General features: G+C 59.1%; 23 protein-coding genes. 14 read left to right on the forward strand and 9 right to left on the reverse strand.

Annotated features, from left to right (window positions below; genetic code table 11):
* Positions 1 to 52: 52 nt before the first annotated feature.
* On the forward strand, positions 53 to 970 hold the full coding sequence (locus CKW38_RS14375; RefSeq protein ID WP_095113089.1) for a LysR family transcriptional regulator: 918 nt from the start codon (positions 53 to 55) through the stop codon (positions 968 to 970).
* On the opposite strand, the gene CKW38_RS14380 is transcribed toward CKW38_RS14375, so the two are convergent.
* On the reverse strand, positions 943 to 1269 hold the full coding sequence (locus tag CKW38_RS14380) for a YqjD family protein (protein WP_007911686.1): 327 nt from the start codon (positions 1267 to 1269) through the stop codon (positions 943 to 945). The two genes, CKW38_RS14375 and CKW38_RS14380, sit on opposite strands and share 28 nt — an antisense overlap.
* 157 nt (positions 1270 to 1426) lie before the next feature.
* Between CKW38_RS14380 and CKW38_RS14385 the strand changes: the two genes are divergently transcribed.
* Both CKW38_RS14385 and CKW38_RS14390 read left to right on the forward strand, forming a co-directional pair.
* On the forward strand, positions 1427 to 1642 hold the full coding sequence (locus CKW38_RS14385) for a dodecin (protein WP_007911688.1): 216 nt from the start codon (positions 1427 to 1429) through the stop codon (positions 1640 to 1642).
* A gap of 127 nt (positions 1643 to 1769) precedes the next feature.
* Complete coding sequence (locus CKW38_RS14390) at positions 1770 to 1994, forward strand: DUF1161 domain-containing protein (protein ID WP_007911690.1); 225 nt, start codon at positions 1770 to 1772, stop codon at positions 1992 to 1994.
* A 255-nt stretch (positions 1995 to 2249) separates the two neighbouring features.
* Here CKW38_RS14390 and CKW38_RS14395 read toward each other — a convergent pair whose 3' ends face one another.
* The gene (locus CKW38_RS14395) at positions 2250 to 3251 is read right to left on the reverse strand and encodes an LLM class flavin-dependent oxidoreductase (RefSeq protein WP_095113090.1); all 1002 of its coding nucleotides are present in this window, start codon (positions 3249 to 3251) and stop codon (positions 2250 to 2252) included.
* Between the two features lie 241 nt (positions 3252 to 3492).
* Here CKW38_RS14395 and CKW38_RS14400 point away from each other — a divergent pair, with 241 nt between their 5' ends.
* A complete protein-coding gene (locus CKW38_RS14400) occupies positions 3493 to 3924 on the forward strand; it encodes an OsmC family protein (protein ID WP_016983453.1) in 432 nt (143 codons plus the stop codon).
* Between the two features lie 259 nt (positions 3925 to 4183).
* Positions 4184 to 4423 (forward strand): DUF1161 domain-containing protein, encoded by a 240-nt coding sequence (locus CKW38_RS14405; RefSeq protein ID WP_007911697.1) that lies wholly within the window; start codon positions 4184 to 4186, stop codon positions 4421 to 4423.
* Positions 4424 to 4429: 6 nt separating this feature from the next.
* On the opposite strand, the gene CKW38_RS14410 is transcribed toward CKW38_RS14405, so the two are convergent.
* Both CKW38_RS14410 and CKW38_RS14415 read right to left on the reverse strand, forming a co-directional pair.
* On the reverse strand, positions 4430 to 4849 hold the full coding sequence (locus CKW38_RS14410; RefSeq protein WP_007911699.1) for a hypothetical protein: 420 nt from the start codon (positions 4847 to 4849) through the stop codon (positions 4430 to 4432).
* A 40-nt stretch (positions 4850 to 4889) separates the two neighbouring features.
* Complete coding sequence (locus CKW38_RS14415) at positions 4890 to 5312, reverse strand: hypothetical protein (protein ID WP_095113091.1); 423 nt, start codon at positions 5310 to 5312, stop codon at positions 4890 to 4892.
* Between the two features lie 59 nt (positions 5313 to 5371).
* Here CKW38_RS14415 and CKW38_RS14420 point away from each other — a divergent pair, with 59 nt between their 5' ends.
* Positions 5372 to 6463: an aminopeptidase gene (locus CKW38_RS14420; RefSeq protein WP_095113092.1), complete on the forward strand. Its 1092-nt coding sequence runs from the start codon at positions 5372 to 5374 to the stop codon at positions 6461 to 6463.
* Positions 6464 to 6563: 100 nt separating this feature from the next.
* Here the strand turns inward: CKW38_RS14420 and CKW38_RS14425 are convergent, their stop codons facing one another.
* Together CKW38_RS14425 and CKW38_RS14430 are read right to left on the reverse strand one after the other, a co-directional pair.
* A complete protein-coding gene (locus CKW38_RS14425; protein ID WP_095113093.1) occupies positions 6564 to 7214 on the reverse strand; it encodes an HAD family hydrolase in 651 nt (216 codons plus the stop codon).
* Between the two features lie 28 nt (positions 7215 to 7242).
* On the reverse strand, positions 7243 to 7788 hold the full coding sequence (locus CKW38_RS14430) for a gamma carbonic anhydrase family protein (protein ID WP_007911708.1): 546 nt from the start codon (positions 7786 to 7788) through the stop codon (positions 7243 to 7245).
* Positions 7789 to 7876: 88 nt separating this feature from the next.
* On the opposite strand from CKW38_RS14430, the gene prlC reads away from it, so the two are divergent.
* Both prlC and CKW38_RS14440 read left to right on the forward strand, forming a co-directional pair.
* Positions 7877 to 9928 carry an oligopeptidase A gene (prlC, locus tag CKW38_RS14435; RefSeq protein WP_095113094.1) on the forward strand — a complete coding sequence of 684 codons (2052 nt, stop codon included), beginning with the start codon at positions 7877 to 7879 and terminating at the stop codon, positions 9926 to 9928.
* Positions 9925 to 10212 (forward strand): YheV family putative zinc ribbon protein, encoded by a 288-nt coding sequence (locus CKW38_RS14440; RefSeq protein ID WP_095113095.1) that lies wholly within the window; start codon positions 9925 to 9927, stop codon positions 10210 to 10212. The genes prlC and CKW38_RS14440 overlap by 4 nt, the downstream gene beginning before the upstream one ends.
* A gap of 49 nt (positions 10213 to 10261) precedes the next feature.
* On the opposite strand, the gene CKW38_RS14445 is transcribed toward CKW38_RS14440, so the two are convergent.
* The gene (locus CKW38_RS14445; RefSeq protein WP_095113096.1) at positions 10262 to 10930 is read right to left on the reverse strand and encodes a dual specificity protein phosphatase family protein; all 669 of its coding nucleotides are present in this window, start codon (positions 10928 to 10930) and stop codon (positions 10262 to 10264) included.
* Between the two features lie 304 nt (positions 10931 to 11234).
* Between CKW38_RS14445 and CKW38_RS14450 the strand changes: the two genes are divergently transcribed.
* Genes CKW38_RS14450 through CKW38_RS14460 form a run of 3 tightly spaced genes read left to right on the forward strand, consistent with a single transcriptional unit; the run spans position 11235 to position 15082 of the window.
* Positions 11235 to 11981, forward strand: a complete 747-nt coding sequence (locus CKW38_RS14450) for a gluconate 2-dehydrogenase subunit 3 family protein (protein ID WP_007911712.1) — start codon at positions 11235 to 11237, stop codon at positions 11979 to 11981.
* Between the two features lie 2 nt (positions 11982 to 11983).
* A complete protein-coding gene (locus tag CKW38_RS14455; protein WP_007911713.1) occupies positions 11984 to 13768 on the forward strand; it encodes a GMC family oxidoreductase in 1785 nt (594 codons plus the stop codon).
* 12 nt (positions 13769 to 13780) lie between these two features.
* Positions 13781 to 15082 carry a cytochrome c gene (locus CKW38_RS14460; RefSeq protein WP_095113097.1) on the forward strand — a complete coding sequence of 434 codons (1302 nt, stop codon included), beginning with the start codon at positions 13781 to 13783 and terminating at the stop codon, positions 15080 to 15082.
* Positions 15083 to 15141: 59 nt separating this feature from the next.
* Here CKW38_RS14460 and CKW38_RS14465 read toward each other — a convergent pair whose 3' ends face one another.
* Together CKW38_RS14465 and CKW38_RS14470 are read right to left on the reverse strand one after the other, a co-directional pair.
* Positions 15142 to 15417, reverse strand: a complete 276-nt coding sequence (locus CKW38_RS14465; RefSeq protein WP_007911717.1) for a hypothetical protein — start codon at positions 15415 to 15417, stop codon at positions 15142 to 15144.
* 206 nt (positions 15418 to 15623) lie between these two features.
* Positions 15624 to 15926, reverse strand: a complete 303-nt coding sequence (locus CKW38_RS14470) for a hypothetical protein (RefSeq protein ID WP_007911718.1) — start codon at positions 15924 to 15926, stop codon at positions 15624 to 15626.
* A 223-nt stretch (positions 15927 to 16149) separates the two neighbouring features.
* Between CKW38_RS14470 and CKW38_RS14475 the strand changes: the two genes are divergently transcribed.
* The 3 genes from CKW38_RS14475 (at position 16150) to CKW38_RS14485 (ending at position 19792) form a co-directional block, all read left to right on the forward strand.
* Positions 16150 to 17208 carry a PA0069 family radical SAM protein gene (locus CKW38_RS14475; RefSeq protein ID WP_095113098.1) on the forward strand — a complete coding sequence of 353 codons (1059 nt, stop codon included), beginning with the start codon at positions 16150 to 16152 and terminating at the stop codon, positions 17206 to 17208.
* A 238-nt stretch (positions 17209 to 17446) separates the two neighbouring features.
* Positions 17447 to 18175 carry a carbonic anhydrase gene (locus CKW38_RS14480; RefSeq protein ID WP_007911720.1) on the forward strand — a complete coding sequence of 243 codons (729 nt, stop codon included), beginning with the start codon at positions 17447 to 17449 and terminating at the stop codon, positions 18173 to 18175.
* Between the two features lie 90 nt (positions 18176 to 18265).
* The gene (locus CKW38_RS14485; RefSeq protein ID WP_007911721.1) at positions 18266 to 19792 is read left to right on the forward strand and encodes a SulP family inorganic anion transporter; all 1527 of its coding nucleotides are present in this window, start codon (positions 18266 to 18268) and stop codon (positions 19790 to 19792) included.
* Positions 19793 to 19853 lie beyond the last annotated feature (61 nt).

Genomic DNA, 19853 nt, shown 5'->3' on the forward strand with positions numbered 1-19853 from the left:
AGCTGAAAACCGATAAGATCGCCACAACCTGTCAGGAAAACTCACAGATACCATGAGCCATGACCTTCCCCCGCTGAACGCCCTGCGCGCGTTCGAAGCCACCGCCCGGCTGAACAGTGTCAGTCAGGCAGCCGAACAGCTGCACGTCACCCATGGCGCGGTCAGTCGCCAGCTCAAGGTGCTTGAAGAACACCTCGGCGTCAGTCTGTTCGTCAAGGATGGCCGCGGCTTGAAACTCACAGATGCCGGTATGCGTTTACGCGATGCCAGTGCAGAGGCCTTTGATCGGTTGCGCAGCGTTTGCGCAGAACTCACGCAAAGTACCGCCGACGCCCCGTTTGTACTGGGTTGCTCCGGGAGCTTACTGGCGCGCTGGTTTATTCCGCGTTTGGGGCGGTTGAATGCCGATCTACCGAACTTGCGCCTGCATCTGTCGGCCGGAGAAGGCGATCTTGATCCTCGGCGACCGGGACTGGATGCGTTGCTGCTGTTTGCCGAGCCGCCATGGCCAGCGGACATGCAGGTTTACGAGCTGGCCGCAGAACGCATCGGCCCGGTGATGAGTCCGCTGTTCAGCGGCTATCAACGTTTGCAAACCGCGCCAGCCTCGGCACTGCTCAATGAACCGCTGCTGCACACAACTTCTCGCCCACAAGCGTGGCCAAGCTGGGCGCAGCAGAACGAACTCGACGCAAAAGCGTTGAAGCTGGGGCAAGGTTTCGAGCATTTGTATTACTTGCTGGAAGCAGCAGTGGCAGGCCTTGGCGTGGCCATCGCACCGGAGCCGCTGGTGACGGAAGATTTGAAGGCCGGTCGCCTGGTTGCGCCATGGGGCTTCGGTGAAACCCCGGCGCAACTGGCGTTGTGGCTACCCAAGCGCGCCGCAGACGGGCGCGCTCGGCAACTGGCGCAATGGCTCAAGAACGAGCTGCGCCAAGGCGATCACTCGCCGCGCTTGAACAGCAAGTAAGCCGCAAGAAGGCCGATCGCACCGACTGCAACACCGGCAGTCGTCCACGGATGCTCCTGGGCGTAATCACGGGTAGCGATCCCGGTTTCGCGGGTTTTCACTTTAACTTCTTCATAGGCATCGCTGAGCAGATGGCGCGAGTGTTTCAGCGCGCTTTCAGCATTGCTTTTCAGCGCCTTGAGGGTCTTGCGCGACTCGTCCGAAGCGTCATCCTTCAGGCTTTCCAACGACTTGAGCAGACTCTCGATCTCGGCTTCCATGCTTTGCAACGAGGCTTTACGTAAAGAGGTGTTGGCCATGGTGGCTCTCCTGCATTGGTGATGAGTGGCGTGTGTTGGTTGGGACTTCAGCGGTTTGAGAAAGTGCAGAAAATCTGAACTTCGCCTGCACAAAGCCACCGAAATCAACAGTGCAGATTCACTGCTAGTCTCAATTCCACACGCCAAGGAGATCGTTATGAGTGACCATCACACGTACAAGAAAGTCGAGCTGGTCGGTTCGTCCGCCAGCAGCATCGAAGACGCCATCAACAACGCGCTGGCCGAAGCCAACAAGAGCATCAAGCATCTTGAGTGGTTTGAAGTGGTCGACACCCGTGGCCACATCAAGGACGGCAAGGCTGCGCACTTTCAGGTGACGCTGAAAGTCGGCTTCCGCATTGCCAGCAGCTGAGTTTGGTCTAGTCTTCTGAACTTGCGCGCTGGCCGAGTGCCATAGGAATGGCAAAGCGCTACAGGGTGAGTGCATCGGGTGAACGCTCGATGCCCGCCTTTTTTAATCCGACCAGGGAGTGCGACCGATGAAGAAGTTCATGTTGGCAGTAGGTTTGTTGAGCCTTGCGGGTGGTGCGTTTGCTGCCGGTAAGCCATGTGAAGAGCTGAAAAGCGAGATCGCGGCGAAGCTGGATGCCAAGGGCGTTTCCGGGTATTCGCTGGAGATTGTCGATAAGGGCGCAGCGGCTGGCGGCGACGTCGTCGGTACCTGCGAAGGCGGAACCAAGGAAATCGTCTACAAGCGCGGTTGATTGCGCCTGAAATACAAAAAGCCGACGTGAATGCGTCGGCTTTTTTGTGTCTGAAAGTTTTGTGGTGTGTTTGAGATTGATCCCCCTCACCCCAGCCCTCTCCCCCAGAGGGGCGAGGGGGAAAGGGAGCAGATCGGGGGTTGTTCAGAACCTGAGTACGACTGGAGTTTTCATGTCGATGTTGGGCGCAAGAACACCTCGGTCAGTCCCCTCTCCCTCCGGGAGAGGGCTAGGGTGAGGGTGTTTTTTGGCCTTTCAGCCCTTCATCACCTGCGCCAACAACTCGTAGGAATGCACACGATCAGCGTGTTCGTAGAGATCACTGGTAAAAATCAGCTCATCCGCCTGGGTCTGCTCAATCAGCACTTCAAGTTTGGCGCGAATCTTCTGCGGGCTACCCACCATCGCGAGCCCAAGGAAATCCCCCACCGCTTCACGCTCATGCGGCAGCCACAGGCCGTCCATGGTTTTCACCGGCGGACGCTGCACCAGGCTCTGCCCACGCATCAACGCGAGAATGCGCTGGTACACCGATGTCGCCAGGTAATCGGCTTGCTCATCGGTGTCCGCTGCCACCAAAGGCACGCCGAGCATCACGTAAGGCTTGTCGAGCACCGCCGACGGCTTGAAGTGATTGCGATAAACGCGGATCGCCTCGTGCATGAAGCGCGGGGCGAAATGCGAGGCGAAGGCGTAAGGCAAACCGCGCTCACCGGCCAGTTGGGCACTGAACAGGCTGGAACCCAGCAACCAGATCGGCACATTGGTGCCGGTGCCCGGCATCGCGATCACGCGCTGATCCGGGGTACGCGGGCCGAGGTAGCGCACCAGTTCGGCGACGTCTTCCGGGAAGTCATCAGCGCTGCCGGAGCGCTCGCGGCGCAGCGCCCGGGCTGTCATCTGATCGGAACCGGGCGCGCGGCCCAGACCGAGGTCGATCCGCCCCGGATACAGACTTTCGAGGGTGCCGAACTGCTCGGCGATGACCAGCGGCGCATGGTTGGGCAGCATCACGCCGCCGGAGCCGACACGAATCGTCGACGTACCACCAGCCAGATAGCCGAGCAATACCGACGTCGCAGAACTGGCGATGCCGTCCATGTTGTGGTGTTCGGCCACCCAGAACCGCGTGTAGCCGAATTTCTCGACGTGCTGCGCCAGATCCAGCGAGTTGCGCAACGATTGCGCCGGGCTGCCGTTTTCGCGCACCGGTACCAGATCGAGGGTGGAAAATTTTACGTCGGACAGTTGTTTCATAAACCTGCGTCTCCGAGTGAGGAGGCAGGCTTTTCTTGCAAACGAAAACCTGCCAAATCCATAAGCGTGTTTTGTGCAATGAGGGCATATACCCGAGTTTCAATAGCAGCGATGAAATTTCCTACTAAAAAAGTCAACGATTCAGCCGGGCTGAACTTTGCTGCGGCGTCTATCCTCAGAAGCCTTGCAAGCAAAACTACGACGACGCGGCGTTTCCGCGTCAGATCTTGAGGAGGCAGACATGGCTATCGTGAAGAAAGCATCCGCACATTGGGCAGGCGATCTGAAAACCGGCATTGGCTCGATCTCCACCGAAACCGGTGTCCTCAGAGAGGCGCCTTACGGTTTCAAGGCGCGCTTTGAGGGCGGCAAAGGTACCAACCCGGAGGAACTGATCGGCGCGGCGCATGCCGGCTGCTTCTCTATGGCGTTTTCGATGATTCTCGGCGATGCGGGCCTGAAGGCCGACAGCATTGATACTCAGGCTGAAGTCACCCTCGATCAGGTGGATGGCGGGTTCGCGATCACCGCGGTGAAGCTGATTCTCAAGGCGAAAATCCCGGGGGCGACGCAGGCGCAGTTCGAAGAACTGAGCAACAAGGCCAAGGAAGGGTGCCCGGTGTCCAAGGTACTTAATGCGAAGATTACGCTAGACGCTTCGCTGGTCAGCTAATTTGTCGCTGACCGGTCTGACGCTATCGCGAGCTGGCTCACTCCTACAGTTGATCTCCAGCGGACACAATTATTGTGAGCGACGAAGATCCCCTGTAGGAGTGAGCCTGCTCGCGATAGCCATCTGCAGATCAACCAAGGTTTGAAACCTTCAACACAAGTTGTGAGCGAAGTCAGAACCCTCGCTGTAAAAGTATGGTCGAATCAATGACAGCAGCTTCAGCGCACGCCCGTGCGCGCTGCCTCAGGGAGCTTCACTCATGAAACGTATTGGCTTGGCGATTCTCTGCAGTGCACTGGCCACCTCGGTAATTGCGGCACCCAAAGACTGCGAAGAACTCAAGAAAGAGATCGAAATCAAGATTCAGGCTAAAGCAGTGCCGTCCTATACACTGGAAATCGTAACCAAGGAAGAAGCTGCGAAACATGACATCGCCATGGTGGTCGGTTCATGTGAGAACGGCACCAAAGCGATCATCTACCAGAAAAACGACAGCTGAAACATTTCACATGATGCAGTTGTAGTCACGATCTTCGGCAACGATTTCGCGCTTGGCGTTGTACAGCCGGGCACTCGGAGTGAACCCCAGCGAACGCCCCTCCAGCACATAACGCTGCCCGGCCTCGAAATGGTCATAGCGGATGTACAGATAGCACAGCCGCTCCACCGGGCCGTTCATCAAGCTGCCGCCACCACCAAACACTTCGAAATCGAACCGCACGCGCAGTTCGTGACTGCCGGGGGTGACCTGAAAGTAGCGCCCGTCATTCAGTCGCTGTTTGTCGAGACGCTCGGCCATCAGCACTTTACCGCCGGGTGTCGGCGTCGAAAAATCGACCCAGGCCATGTGCGGATCGGCCGGGGGCAAAGGCGTCTGACAACCGGCCAAAAGACCGGCAGCGAGCAACAACAGCAACTGGCGCATGATGAATATCCACGGATGTGAATCCTCAGCATAGCGCCGATCAGGTGCGCTGACAGCCTGCCGGTGTGCCTTGACCTACCACTTTGCGCTGCTCGTCATAAAGCTTGGCCCATGGTCGAAAGCCGATACTGCCGGCCTGCAACTGATAACGCTGGCCGGCGTTGAAGTCCTTGAATTTCACGCTCAACTGGCAATCGCGCCACAGCGGCTCAGCGTCGGGACCGATATTGGTCGCCTCCACCGGAAACTGATAACGCACCTTCAACTCATGGCTGCCTGGCTGCACTTCGAAGTAACGTTTGTCGTCGGTCACGCTGCTATCGACCTTCAGCGCTTGCAACGACGTGTCCTGCTGCCGGGCATCAAGGTCGATCCAGGCTTGCGAAGGGTCGGGATCGGGCATTCCGAAATTGGCACAACCGGCCAGCGTCAGCAGGCCCCCTGTCAGCATCAATATGCGCATAGCGGTGCTCCTTTAGGCGGGATAGTCTTGCGGGCAGACTCTCCGGGGGATTTCTTATTTTGATCAGGCCGTTTCCAAGCCTTGGGTTACTTGATCGCGTTTTTCGGGTTTTGTTTCCGGGTGTGTTGTTTTTGTTGCTCAACGGTTGCGCCAGCGTCAGCTATTACGCTCAGTTGGCCAGCGGTCAGTTGCAATTGCTGCGGGCGCGCGAGCCTGTGGAGCAGGTGATCAACGACCCGAGCCGCGACGCGACACTGCGCGCGCACCTGGCTCAATCGCAGAAGGCCCGCACCTTCGCCAGCGAGCATCTGCACCTGCCGGATAACCAGAGCTATCGTCTTTACGCCGACATCCATCGCCCGTACGTGGTGTGGAATGTGTTCGCCACGCAGGAGTTTTCCCTGACGCCGCAGAATCATTGCTTCCCGATTGCCGGGTGTGTGGCCTATCGCGGTTATTACAGCCAGAGCGCCGCGCGGGGCGAAGCGGCGATCCAGCGCCTGCAAGGCATGGACGTGTCGATTGGCGGCGTTGAGGCCTATTCGACGCTGGGCTGGTTCAACGACCCGATCCTTAATTCGATGATGGGCTGGGGTGATGAGCGCCTGGCCACGTTGATCTTTCATGAGCTGGCGCATCAGCGCTTTTACGTGAAGGACGACACCGAGTTCAACGAATCCTTCGCCTCGTTTGTCGAGCAGGAAGGCACGCGGCAGTGGCGGGCGTTTCGTGGGTTGCCGGCGGACACCGATTCGCGGCTGAAGCAGCGTGATCAGTTTATTGAGTTGGTACTCGATACCCGCTCACGGCTGGAGAAGCTTTATGCACAGCCATTAGCAGCCGAACAGATGCGCGAACGCAAAGCAGCCGAGTTCGAACGGTTTCGCCGGGACTATCGGGTGAAGCGAGACACCCAGTGGGCCGGGAACAAGCGTTACGACGCTTGGGTGAACGCGCCGCTGAACAATGCGCGGTTGCTGCCGTTTGGGCTTTATGACCAGTGGGTGCCGGCGTTTGCGGCGTTGTTCAAAAAGGTCGGGGAGGATTGGATGAGGTTTTATGCGGAGGTGGAGAAGTTAGGGGAGCTGCCGGCCGCCGAGCGCAAAGCGGCGCTGAAAGCGTTGGCTGACTCTCAGACCTTTCGTGGCTGAATTGGCCTCATCGCTGGCAAGCCAGCTCCCACAGGGACAGCGGTGAACCTGAGTACATCACTCACCTGTGGGAGCTGGCTTGCCAGCGATGGCGTACTGATCAGCGCTGCAGAAACGCCTGATGCAACGCGTCCAGCGTTTCAAAGTGATAAGCCGGCGCCTCGGCATTCAACTCTTCAAAACTGCCAAACCCATAACCGACCGCCGCCGCATCCAGGCCATTGCTGCGCGCCCCGATCAGGTCATGCTTACGATCGCCGATCATCAGCGTATTCGCCGGGTCCAGCCCTTCTTCCGCCATCAAGTGCGCAATCAACTCAACCTTGTTGGTGCGCGTGCCGTCCAGCTCGCTGCCATAGATCACCTTGAAGTGCCGGGCGAAATCAAAGTGCCGGGCAATCTCACGGGCAAATTCCCACGGCTTCGAGGTGGCGATGTACAACTGCCGTCCTTGGCCACTGAGGGTTTCCAGCAAGGGCGTCACGCCCTCAAATACGCGGTTTTCATACAGGCCGGTGACCTTGAAGCGTTCGCGATAAAAATTCACCGCCTGCCACGCCTTGGCCTCGTCAAACTCATAGAACTGCATAAATGCCTGCAACAACGGCGGGCCGATGAAGTGCTCGAGTTTGCTCAGATCCGGCTCATCGATACCGAGCTTGGCGAGGGCGAACTGGATGGAACGGGTGATGCCCTCACGCGGGTCGGTCAGGGTGCCATCGAGGTCGAACAGTACGGTCTGGTAATGCATGAGAAATCCTGAGCAGGTGTAAGGCGATTCAGAGCTGGTCGTAGCCTTCGGCCAGATGCAGGTCCTTGAGTTTCACGTAGTTCGCCGCGCTGTAGGTGAAGAAGGCTTTTTCCTTGTCGGTGAGTTCCCGCACCTGTTTTACCGGGCTGCCGACATAAAGGAAGCCACTTTGCAGCCGTTTGCCCGGCGGCACCAGGCTGCCGGCACCGATGATCACATCGTCTTCGACCACCGCGCCATCCATGACAATGCTGCCCATGCCGATCAATACGCGGCTACCGACGGTACAACCATGCAGCATCACTTTATGGGCGATGGTCACGTCATCGCCGATCAGCAGCGGGAAACCGTCCGGATTGAACGGACCGGCATGGGTGATGTGCAGCACGCAACCGTCCTGGACGCTGGTGCGCGCACCGATGCGGATGCGGTGCATGTCGCCGCGGATCACGGTCAACGGCCAGACCGAGCTGTCTTCGCCGATTTCGACGTCGCCGATGACCACTGCCGAGCCATCGACAAACGCGCCCTTGCACAGGCGTGGGGTGTGATTCTGGTACTTGCGAACGGACACGATAATTTCTCTCTCTGTCGCCGATAGCTGCGGTGAATGCCGATTGTAATTAAGATGGGGCAATGTTTCCCCAGCCAAGGTGCCAACCGTGAGCGTGAACAACCCTCTGCTGCAGTCCTACGACCTGCCACCGTTCTCCACGATCCGTGCCGAACACGTCCTGCCAGCCATTGAAACCATCCTGGCCGACAACCGCGCCGCCATCGCCGAAATCCTCAAGACTCAGGTTCAGAACCCAACCTGGGCCGGGCTGGTACTGGCGATGGACGAACTCAATGATCGCCTCGGCGCTGCCTGGAGCCCGGTCAGCCACCTCAACGCCGTGTGCAACAGCGCCGAACTGCGCGAAGCCTACGAGTCGTGCCTGCCGGCCCTGAGCGCCTACTCCACCGAGATGGGCCAGAACCGCGAACTGTTCCAGGCTTATGAAGCGCTGGCCAACAGCCCGGAAGCCGCCGGCTTCGACGTGGCGCAAAAGACTATTCTGGAACACGCCCTGCGTGACTTCCGTCTGTCGGGTATCGACCTGCCGGAAGCCGAGCAAAAGCGCTATGCCGAAGTGCAGAGCAAACTGTCCGAGCTGGGCAGCCGCTTCTCCAATCAACTGCTCGACGCCACGCAGGCGTGGACCAAGCACGTCACCGACGAAGCCGCCCTCGCCGGCCTGACCGATTCGGCCAAGGCGCAGATGGCGGCCGCCGCACAGGCCAAAGGCCTCGACGGCTGGCTGATCACCCTGGAATTCCCAAGCTATTACGCGGTGATGACCTACGCGCAAGACCGCGCACTGCGCGAAGAAGTCTACGCCGCCTACTGCACCCGCGCCTCGGATCAAGGCCCGAACGCCGGTCAGAACGACAATGGCCCGGTGATGGAAGAGATCCTCGACCTGCGTCAGGAGCTGGCCAAGCTGCTGGGTTTCGCCAGCTTCTCCGAGCTGAGCCTGGCGACGAAAATGGCCGAGTCCAGCGATCAGGTGCTGAGCTTCCTGCGTGATCTGGCCAAGCGCAGCAAGCCGTTTGCCGCACAGGATCTGCAACAGCTGCGCGCCTACGCCGCCGAACAGGGCTGCGCAGACCTGCAAAGCTGGGACAGCGGTTTCTACGGCGAGAAACTGCGTGAGCAACGCTACAGCGTCGCCCAGGAAACCCTGCGCGCCTACTTCCCGATCGACAAAGTGCTGGGCGGTCTGTTTGCCATCGTTCAGCGCCTGTACGGCATCGAAATCGCCGAGCAGAAAGGCTTCGATACCTGGCACCCGGACGTGCGCCTGTTTGAAATCAAAGAAAACGGCCAGCACGTCGGCCGCTTCTTCTTCGACCTCTATGCCCGCGCCAACAAGCGTGGCGGTGCATGGATGGACGGCGCCCGTGACCGTCGCCGCACTGTCGACGGCGTGCTGCAAAGCCCGGTGGCCAATCTGGTGTGCAACTTCACCCCGGCCGACAGCGGCAAGCCTGCGCTGCTGACTCATGATGAAGTGACCACGCTGTTCCACGAATTCGGTCATGGTCTGCATCATCTGCTGACCCGCGTTGATCACGCTGGCGTTTCCGGCATCAACGGTGTCGCGTGGGACGCGGTCGAGCTGCCAAGCCAGTTCATGGAAAACTGGTGCTGGGAGCCGGAAGGCCTCGCGCTGATTTCCGGTCACTACGAAAGCGGCGAGCCGCTGCCCCAGGACCTGCTGGAAAAGATGCTCGCGGCGAAGAACTTCCAGTCCGGCCTGATGATGGTCCGTCAGCTGGAATTCTCGCTGTTCGACTTCGAGCTGCACGCCACCCACGGTGACGGCCGCAGCGTGCTGCAAGTGCTCGAAGGCGTGCGTGACGAGGTGTCGGTGATGCGCCCACCGGCCTACAACCGCTTCCCGAACAGTTTTGCGCACATCTTCGCCGGGGGTTATGCGGCGGGTTACTACAGCTACAAGTGGGCTGAAGTGCTCTCGGCCGATGCCTTCTCGAAGTTCGAAGAGGACGGCGTGCTCAACGCTGAAACCGGTCGTGCCTTCCGCGAAGCGATTCTGGCGCGCGGTGGTTCGCAGGCGCCGATGGTGCTGTTCGTCGACTTCCGTGGCCGTGAGCCGTCGATTGACGCACTCTTGCGCCACAGCGGCCTGAGTGAGGACGCGGCAGCATGAGTGAGGCACCTGTGATTACCAAGAAGCGCTTTATCGCCGGGGCGGTCTGCCCGGCGTGCAGCGAGCCGGACAAGTTGATGATGTGGAACGAGGACAGCGTGCCGCACCGTGAATGTGTGGCCTGCGGTTACTCCGACACGCTGAACGAGCAAGGGCTGTCGGTACCGAAAGAACTGGGCACGCGGGTCAACACCAGTGCATTGAACAAACCTGCGGCGGACAAGACCGTGCAGGCGGTGCAGTTCTTTCCGAATCCGAAGCTGAAGAAAAAGTCCGAGGACTGAGCTGCGACTGGAAAACCTTCCACGATGCAACGTCGTGGAAGGTCGTGGATTACTTCAGATTGACTGACTGAAACCAGCTCTTCATCGAGCAGGTGGCGAACGCGCTGGTGCTGCAATCACCATTGGCCAGCGCTGTGCGCAGTTTGTCGACATCGGCCTGCATTACATAGCGGACACTGTCGCGAAAGTGCCCACTCTCACCGAAACCGCCCTGGGTCATCTCGCTCAAGGCGTCTTCTTTACTCCAGCCCTGCACCACCACGCGGTACATCGCCGCCATCAGGCCGGTGCGGTCGGAGCCGTGTTTGCAGTGCATCAACACCGGACCCTTGGCTTCGGCAGACTGAATAGCCCGCAGGGTCTTGAGCACGTCGGCGTCGTCAACGTGATTGGTCCGATACGGCAGTTGCACCTGGTTAATGTCCGGCTCGGACAACCAATTACTGTCGGCTTCCGGGAGGAAGTTGATCACCGTGGCGACCTTGAGATTTTTCAGCAACGGTACGGCGCCGCCATCCGGCAATGCGCTGCGATAGAGCGTCGGCGACATCTGGAACAGGTTGTATTGCACTCCGACCGGTTGCGCCCAATCAGTGGGACGGGCCGTCGCAGTCGCAGTCGCAGTCGCAGTCGCAGTCGCCGCAGCCTGGGCTGGCAGCCAGTGCAACAGCGCGACAAGCGATAAACACAAAGCAGGGAACAAACGCACTCGGGACATGCTGGGGTAACCGTGTCGGGGTTCATCGGTGATAGGAGCCGCAGCTTCGGCGTTGCGCGGTCAAAGCCCTGTGAGGCGCTTGTCAAAGAATTGTGAATGGACACTGTTTCATTCATCGCCACTCAGAAAACCGGTGTTTTTTCCGATGAATCGGTTCATCGAGAAGCTTAGCCTGCTACCATTTGTCACATGATGTTGCAGGCGCGTCCCCTTTTCCTGGGTCAGACCGCTGTTGTCGCGACGAAAAATCCTCAAGCCGCTCGCAGAAGCGGCTGTCCCTTAATGCCTGATGAGGTGCACCACCATGTCTGATGAAAATCGAGACAACCCGCGGCGTGAGTTTTTGCGCAAATCCCTGACCCTGATCCCGGTGGTCACCCTGGCCGGCACCGGTCTGGGCAGCAGCGTGCTGCAAGCGGCGCCCGAAGCCGCACCCACTGCACCCGCGCCGCAACCGGTCCGCGCTGATGCCGGGGTTTATCAGCCGAGCTACTTCACCGCCGAAGAATGGGCATTCATCAATGCCGCCGTCGCGCAATTGATCCCCAACGATGCCCAAGGCCCGGGCGCGCTCGAAGCCGGTGTGCCGGAATACATCGACCGGCAGATGAACACGCCGTACGCCGCCGGTGCCCTTTGGTACATGCAAGGCCCGTTCAATGCCGACGCCGCGCCGGAAATGGGCTGGCAGAGCAAACTGGTGCCCAAAGAGATCTATCGCCTCGGCATTGCCGCCACGGATCAGTGGGCAAAATCCCTCAACGGTAAAGTATTTGCTGAGCAAGACAGCGCTACCCGAGACGATTTGCTCAAGCAACTTGAAGCGGGTAAGCCGCAATTCGATGCGGTGCCGGCGAAGATTTTCTTCAATCTGCTGCTGCAAAACACCAAGGAAGGGTTCTTCTGCGACCCGATCCACGGTGGCAACAAAGGCATGGTCGGCTGGACCATGATCGGCTTCCCCGGCGCCCGCGCCGATTTCATGGATTGGGTGGAACGCAACGAGCAATACCCCTTCCCGGCAGTTTCGATTCGCGGCGAGAGGGCGTAAGCATGGCAACGGTAATGAAGAAGGTTGACGCAGTCATCGTTGGTTTTGGCTGGACCGGCGCGATCATGGCCAAGGAGCTGACCGAAGCGGGTCTCAACGTGCTGGCGCTGGAGCGCGGGCCGATGCAGGACACCTACCCCGACGGCAACTATCCCCAGGTGATCGACGAACTCACCTACAGCGTGCGCAAAAAACTCTTTCAGGACATCTCCAAAGAGACGGTCACTATTCGCCACAGCGTCAACGACATCGCCCTGCCGAACCGCCAGTTGGGCGCGTTTCTGCCCGGCAATGGTGTTGGCGGCGCCGGTCTGCACTGGTCGGGCGTGCACTTTCGCGTCGACCCGATCGAATTGCGCATGCGCAGCCATTACGAAGAGCGCTACGGCAAAAGCTTTATCCCCAAGGACATGACTATCCAGGACTTCGGCGTCAGCTATGAAGAACTGGAGCCGTTCTTCGATTTCGCCGAAAAAGTCTTCGGCACCTCGGGCCAGGCCTGGACCGTGAAGGGCCAACTGGTCGGTCAAGGCAAGGGCGGCAACCCGTACGCACCGGATCGCTCCAACCCGTTTCCGCTGGAGGCGCAGAAGAACACGGTATCCGCACAGCTGTTCGGTAAAGCGGCGACAGAAGTCGGTTACAAACCCTACAACCTGCCGTCCGCGAACACCTCCGGGCCGTACACCAATCCTTACGGTGCGCAGATGGGCCCGTGCAACTTCTGCGGTTTTTGCAGCGGTTATGTCTGCTACATGTACTCCAAGGCTTCGCCAAACGTGAACATTCTGCCGGCGCTGAAACCTTTGCCGAATTTCGAGTTGCGACCTAACTCGCACGTGCTGCGGGTCAACCTCGACAGCACGAAATCCAAAGCCACCGGCGTGACCTACATCGACGGCCAGGGTCGCGAGATCGAGCAACCGGCGGATCTGGTGATTCTCGGCGCGTTCCAGTTGCACAACGTGCGTCTGATGCTGCTCTCCGGCATCGGCAAGCCGTACGACCCGATCAGCGGCGAAGGCGTGGTCGGGCGTAACTTCGCCTACCAGAACATGGCGACCATCAAGGCGTTCTTCGACAAGGACACCCACACCAACAACTTCATTGGCGCCGGCGGCAACGGCGTGGCGCTGGACGATTTCAACGCCGACAACTTCGACCACGGCCCGCACGGCTTCGTCGGCGGCTCGCCGATGTGGGTCAACCAGGCCGGCAGCCGGCCGATTGCCGGCACCTCGAACCCGCCGGGCACCCCGGCCTGGGGCAGTGACTGGAAACGCGCGACCGCCGATTACTACACCCACCAGGTGTCGATGGACGCCCACGGCGCGCATCAGTCTTATCGGGGCAACTACCTTGATCTCGATCCGGTGTACCGCGATGCCTACGGCTTGCCGCTGCTGCGGATGACCTTCGACTGGCAGGAAAACGACATCAAGATGAACCGCTTCATGGTCGAGAAAATGGGCAAGGTCGCCGAAGCGATGGGGCCGAAAGCCATTGCCGTGATCGGCAAGAAAGTCGGCGATCACTTCAACACCGCCTCTTACCAGACCACCCACCTCAACGGCGGCGCGATCATGGGCACCGATCCGAAGAAGAGCGCGCTGAACCGCTACCTGCAGAGTTGGGACGTGCATAACGTCTTCGTTCCGGGTGCCTCGGCGTTCCCGCAAGGCCTGGGTTACAACCCGACCGGCCTGGTTGCCGCACTGACCTACTGGTCGGCGAAGGCAATCCGCGAGCAGTACCTGAAAAACCCCGGCCCGCTGGTTCAGGCTTAAGGAGCGATGACCATGAAAAATCTCGTTATCGCGACCCTGGCGCTGCTCGGCAGTGCCTCCACTCATGCGGCCGACGTTGATCAAAGCTTGATCAAACAGGGCGAATACCTCGCCCGCGCCGGTGACTGCGTGGCCTGCCACACCGCTAAGGGTGGCAAACCGTTCGCCGGTGGCCTGCCAATGGAAACCCCGATCGGCACGATTTACTCGACCAACATCACCCCGGACAAGACCGGCGTCGGAGAATACAGCTTCGAAGACTTCGATCAGGCCGTGCGCCATGGCGTCGCCAAAAACGGCAGTACGTTGTACCCGGCGATGCCGTATCCGTCCTACGCCCGTGTCAGCGAAACCGACATGCAAGCGCTGTACGCCTACTTCATGCACGGCGTAGAACCGGTGGCGCAAGAGAACAAGGCCAGTGATATTCCATGGCCGTTGAGCATGCGCTGGCCGCTGATGGGCTGGCGCTGGATGTTTGCGCCGAAGGTCGAGGACTACAAAACGACAAGTGCCGACCCGGTGATCGACCGTGGTGCCTATCTGGTCGAAGGCCTTGGCCATTGCGGCGCTTGCCATACGCCGCGCGCCCTGACCATGCAGGAAAAATCCCTGAGCGCTGCCGATGGCAGCAACTTCCTCGCCGGCAGTGCGCCGCTGGAAGGCTGGATCGCCAAGAGCCTGCGCGGCGATCACAAGGATGGCCTCGGCAGTTGGAGCGAGGAGCAACTGGTGCAGTTCCTCAAGACCGGTCGCAGCGATCGCAGCGCCGTGTTCGGCGGCATGAGTGATGTGGTCACCCACAGCATGCAATACATGACCGACGCTGATCTGACCGCAATTGCCCGCTACCTCAAGTCGCTGCCGGCCAGTGATCCTAACGATCAGCCGCATCAGTACGACGAGAAAGCGGCGAAAGCCCTATGGAATGGCGATGACAGTCAGCGCGGTGCTGCGGTATACATCGACAACTGCGCAGCGTGCCACCGCACCGATGGCCACGGCTACACCCGGGTGTTCCCGGCGCTGGCGGGCAATCCGGTGCTGCAATCGGAAGACCCCACTTCGTTGATCCACATCGTGCTCAAGGGCGGCACGTTGCCGGCGACGCACACGGCACCGTCGACCTTCACCATGCCGGGCTTCGCCTGGCGCCTGTCGGATCAGGAAGTGGCGGATGTGGTGAGCTTCATCCGTGGCAGTTGGGGTAATAAAGGTGCGCCGGTTAACGCTGAGGATGTGGCCAATCTGCGCAAGAACGATATGCAGACGACTTCCGGGGATGATTTGGGGCAAGTCACCACGCATAACTGACGGATGTGATTGATACGCCGCTGGCACGGTTCGACTTTTCGTGTGGTGTCAGCGGCCGATCAACGCTTGGACTGAAAGCCTTTGAACTGCACGAATGCATCGGCCAACTGCAGATAAAGCTTCTCGTCGTATTTGTCGGTGTCGCCATCGCCGTCAGTATCGATGGCGTCTTCGGAGATCAAGTCATAACGGCCATTGGCCTGCGACGACGAAGCAAAAAGCGAATAGTCGTAATCCATCATTTCGGTCGCGTCTTCACTGTAGTGATAAAACGCGATTTCCGGACTTCCATCTCGATCCATATCCGCAATTTCCAGCAGTATTCTGATAGCCATGGATGAAACCCTTCAGATTGATTGCGTGTTTGAGATTAGGCTTGGCGAGAATTCCGGTCTACTGTCAGAGTTGACAGGGTGTATGCCCAGCCAGCCCTTGACTGATCACCTTCCATTCACAGTGTCTTCTTCTAAAACAATAAAGCCCTGCATGAATTTTCATGCAGGACTTTATTGTTATTTGTTTGCGACTCTTGCACTTTCAATTACGGATTAACGATACTTACATAAGCCTTGGCCAATGCAATCAACTTCGCCTTGTCGTCGTTATCAATATCGCCATCACCGTCTACATCTTTCTTGTTGTTACGAATAGTGAATGTCTTGCCACGGTCGCTGGACACCGCCACCACGTAGATCGAATCGACCAGCCCCTCGGTGGGCAGCTCTTCCTCGGCATTCCAGCCCAACTCCTTACGGGCCAGTTGCATGGAAACAATAGTATTTGGCTCCGAAGCATTCGGCAGCATCAACTGCAAGAACACACCACGTTGATTGAGATAAGACACGAATTAAATCCTTTTTAATTTAGTTATCGGCCAAGTGCCGATAGAAGTAACCAAGACTATATTCGATAACTTGTCGCGACAACGGGGCATATGTATCTCGGATTGTACTTTGCACTTATATATAAACTTTTCCAGTCAGCAAGTTTCCCATCGCTGAACGGTACTGGATCACAGTGGCCCCGCTCATGTACTGTATGCATATACAGATCAGGAGCCTGCCCAAATGATCAATCCTCTACCGCCTCGCGGTCGCGGCACCGCCAGCAACCCGCACAACCGCTTCGCGCCGAACCGATCGGTGGCCGAGGATGACGGCTGGTACCAGGAAGTGCCGCTGACTCAAGGCACCGAGGTGATGATCGAAACCGCAAAGACCATCATCACCCGCAACACATCTCCCGATCTGCCCTTCGACCGCTCGATCAATCCTTATCGCGGCTGCGAGCATGGCTGCATCTATTGCTACGCACGGCCCAGCCATGCCTATTGGGATATGTCGCCCGGGCTGGATTTCGAAACCAGGCTGATCGCCAAGACCAACGCCGCCCAAGTGCTGGAAGAACAGCTCGGAAAGAAGGGCTATCAATGCGCGCCGATCAACCTGGGCTCCAATACCGATCCGTATCAGCCGATCGAGCGCGAACACAAAATCACCCGCCAGACCCTCGAAGTGCTGCTGCGTTATAAGCACCCAGTGACCATCGTCACCAAAGGCTCGCTGATTCTTCGCGATCTAGATCTGCTGACCGAGTTGGCCGAACAACGGCTGGTCGCGGTGATGATCAGCCTGACCACACTCGATGATGAGCTCAAACGCATCCTCGAACCGCGCGCCGCGGCACCCAAAGCGCGCTTGCGCGCCATTCGGGTCATGCGCGAGGCCGGCATTCCGGTCGGCGTGCTGTGTTCGCCGATGATTCCGATGATCAACGACAGTGAAATCGAAAACCTGCTCAGCGAAGCCCACGCAGCCGGTGCGCAAAGCGCGGCGTACATGATGCTGCGCCTGCCGCTGGAGGTGGCGCCGTTGTTCGAGGAATGGCTGGCGGCGCACTATCCGCAACGCGCCGCACACGTGCTGAGCCTGATCCGCCAGAGCCGTGGCGGTGAGCTCTACGACAGCCGTTTCGGCGCACGCATGCGCGGCGAAGGGGTGTTCGCCGACCTGCTCGCGCAGCGTTTTGCCAAAGCCATCAAGCGTCTTGGCATGAATCAGCGCGAAGGCTATAACCTCGATTGCACGGCCTTCTGTCCGCCGGGTCGCCAGATGTCGTTGATTTAGCGACAATTGGCCTATGGTTGAGGGGTTGGAATCCTTCCGCCGAAATCACCCAGTCACGTTTTTTGTGACCTGGAACACACGTTCTAGAGCGTTTGATTCAGTTTGAGTTAAGTTTCGGCGGCTACCTTGTTCATCGAGTGACTGACGGGTCGGGATGACCCGGATGTTTTAAACAGCCACTGGCTTCATACCGGAATACATGGGAATGACTCCCCTAATCCGCCAAAGAGGATGAATCATGAGTGACAAGGATAAACAGCCGTTGGCTGCGTCGGCGCAAACCCCTGAAGCGGAATCCGCCGATGCAGCGCTGCGACAGATCGTAGACGGCTTTTTGCATTTTCATCATGAGGTCTTCCCACAGCAGGAAGAGCTCTTCAAGAAACTCGCCACGGCGCAGGCGCCCAAGGCGATGTTCATTACCTGCGCCGACTCGCGCATCGTCCCTGAGCTGATTACCCACAGCTCGCCCGGCGATCTGTTCGTGACCCGTAACGTCGGCAATGTTGTGCCGCCGTACGGGCAGATGAACGGCGGCGTTTCCACCGCAATCGAATACGCGGTATTGGCGCTCGGCGTGCAGCACATCATCATCTGCGGCCACTCCGATTGCGGCGCCATGCGTGCAGTGCTCAATCCGGACAGCCTGGAAAAGATGCCGACGGTCAAAGCCTGGCTGCGCCACGCTGAAGTCGCGAAAACCATGGTGCATGAAAACTGTAACTGCGCCGACGAAAAAGAAAGCATGCCGATCCTCACCGAGGAAAACGTCATCGCCCAACTGCAGCACTTGCGTACCCATCCTTCGGTAGCTTCGCGCATGGCGAACGGTCATTTGTTCATCCATGGCTGGGTCTACGACATCGAAACCAGCGAAATCAAAGCTTACGACGCGGATCAGGGCCGTTTCCTGCCGCTCGACGGTAGCCATCCGATTCCGGTGGCGACGCCCAAAGCGCGCTTCTAAATCTTCCTAAACATCTGTGTGGTTTGACGCCGGTCGCTGATTCAGCGACCCGGCCTCGCCATGCCTGAAGAAAACTTCGGGAGAATCGCCATGCGTGCGGCTCAATTGAAAGCGGTGTTGCCACGGGAGCTGCTCGCTTCAGTGGTTGTGTTTCTGGTCGCCCTGCCGCTGTGCATGGGTATTGCTATTGCCTCCGGGCTGCCACCGGCCAAGGGTTTGATCACCGGGATCATCGGCGGTCTGGTGGTCGGTTGGCTGGCGGGCTCGCCGTTGCAGGTCAGCGGGCCGGCGGCGGGGCTGGCGGTATTGGTGTTTGAACTGGTGCGCCAGCACGGCATCGAGATGCTCGGGCCGATTCTGTTGCTTGCCGGTTTTCTGCAACTGGTCGCCGGCCGCTTGAAGCTCGGCTGCTGGTTTCGGGTTACGGCGCCAGCGGTGGTGTACGGGATGCTGGCGGGGATTGGCGTGTTGATCGTGCTGTCACAGGTGCATGTGATGCTCGATGCGTCACCGAAGCCCTCGGGGCTGGATAACCTGACGGCATTCCCGGCGGCAGTGGCGCAGGCCTTGCCGTCGTTCGGCTGGCAGGCCGGGCTGCTCGGACTGTCGACGATTGCGGTGATGTGGCTGTGGGAAAAATTCCGCCCACATTCGCTGCGCTTCGTTCCGGGCGCATTGCTCGGTGTCGGTCTGGCAACCGGGGCAAGTCTGTTGCTCGCTTTGCAGGTCAAACGCGTCGAGGTGCCGGCGAATCTGGCGGAGGCCATCGATTGGCTCAAGCCTGCGGATCTGCTCAGTCTGGCCGACCCTACGCTGTTGATCGCCGCGTTCGCCGTGGCATTCATTGCCAGCGCCGAGACGCTGCTCTCCGCTGCTGCGGTGGATCGCATGCACAGCGGCGTGCGATCGGACTTCGACCGTGAACTGTCGGCGCAAGGGGTCGGCAACATGCTCTGCGGTCTGCTCGGTGCGCTGCCGATGACCGGGGTAATCGTGCGCAGTTCGGCCAACGTCCAGGCCGGTGCGACCACGCGTTACTCGACGATCTTCCATGGCCTGTGGCTGCTGGCGTTCGTGTTGTTGCTGTCGAGCGTGCTGCAAAGCATTCCGGTGGCGAGCCTGGCGGGTGTGCTGGTTTACACCGGGTTCAAACTGGTCGATCTCAAAGCGTTTCGAGGGTTGGGACGTTATGGACGGATGCCGATGTTCACCTATGCGGCGACGGCGCTGGCGATCATCTTCACTGACCTGCTGACCGGGGTGTTGATCGGTTTCGGTCTGACGCTGTTGAAACTCGCGTTCAAAGCGTCGCGGTTGAAGATCAGCCTGATCGATCTGCCACAGGATGGTGAGATGGAGTTGCGTCTGGTCGGTGCGGCGACATTCCTCAAGGTGCCGGCGTTGACGCAAGTGCTGGGCAGTATTCCGCAGGGGACGACGGTGCATGTGCCGCTCAATAACCTGAGCTACATCGACCATTCGTGTCTGGAGTTGCTGGAAGAGTGGGGCCGGGCGAATGCGGCGAAGGGCTCGAAGCTGTTGATTGAGTCGCGTGGGTTGAAGCGCAGGCTTGAGGGACGGATTCGAACTACTACCGGTATCGGCGCCGCCGGCTAAATCTTCCCGCCTGAACAAAAACCCTGTGGGAGCTGGCTTGCCAGCGAAGACGGAGTGTCAG

It is taken from the genome of Pseudomonas sp. Irchel 3H7 (assembly GCF_900187605.1).
GTDB lineage: Bacteria > Pseudomonadota > Gammaproteobacteria > Pseudomonadales > Pseudomonadaceae > Aquipseudomonas.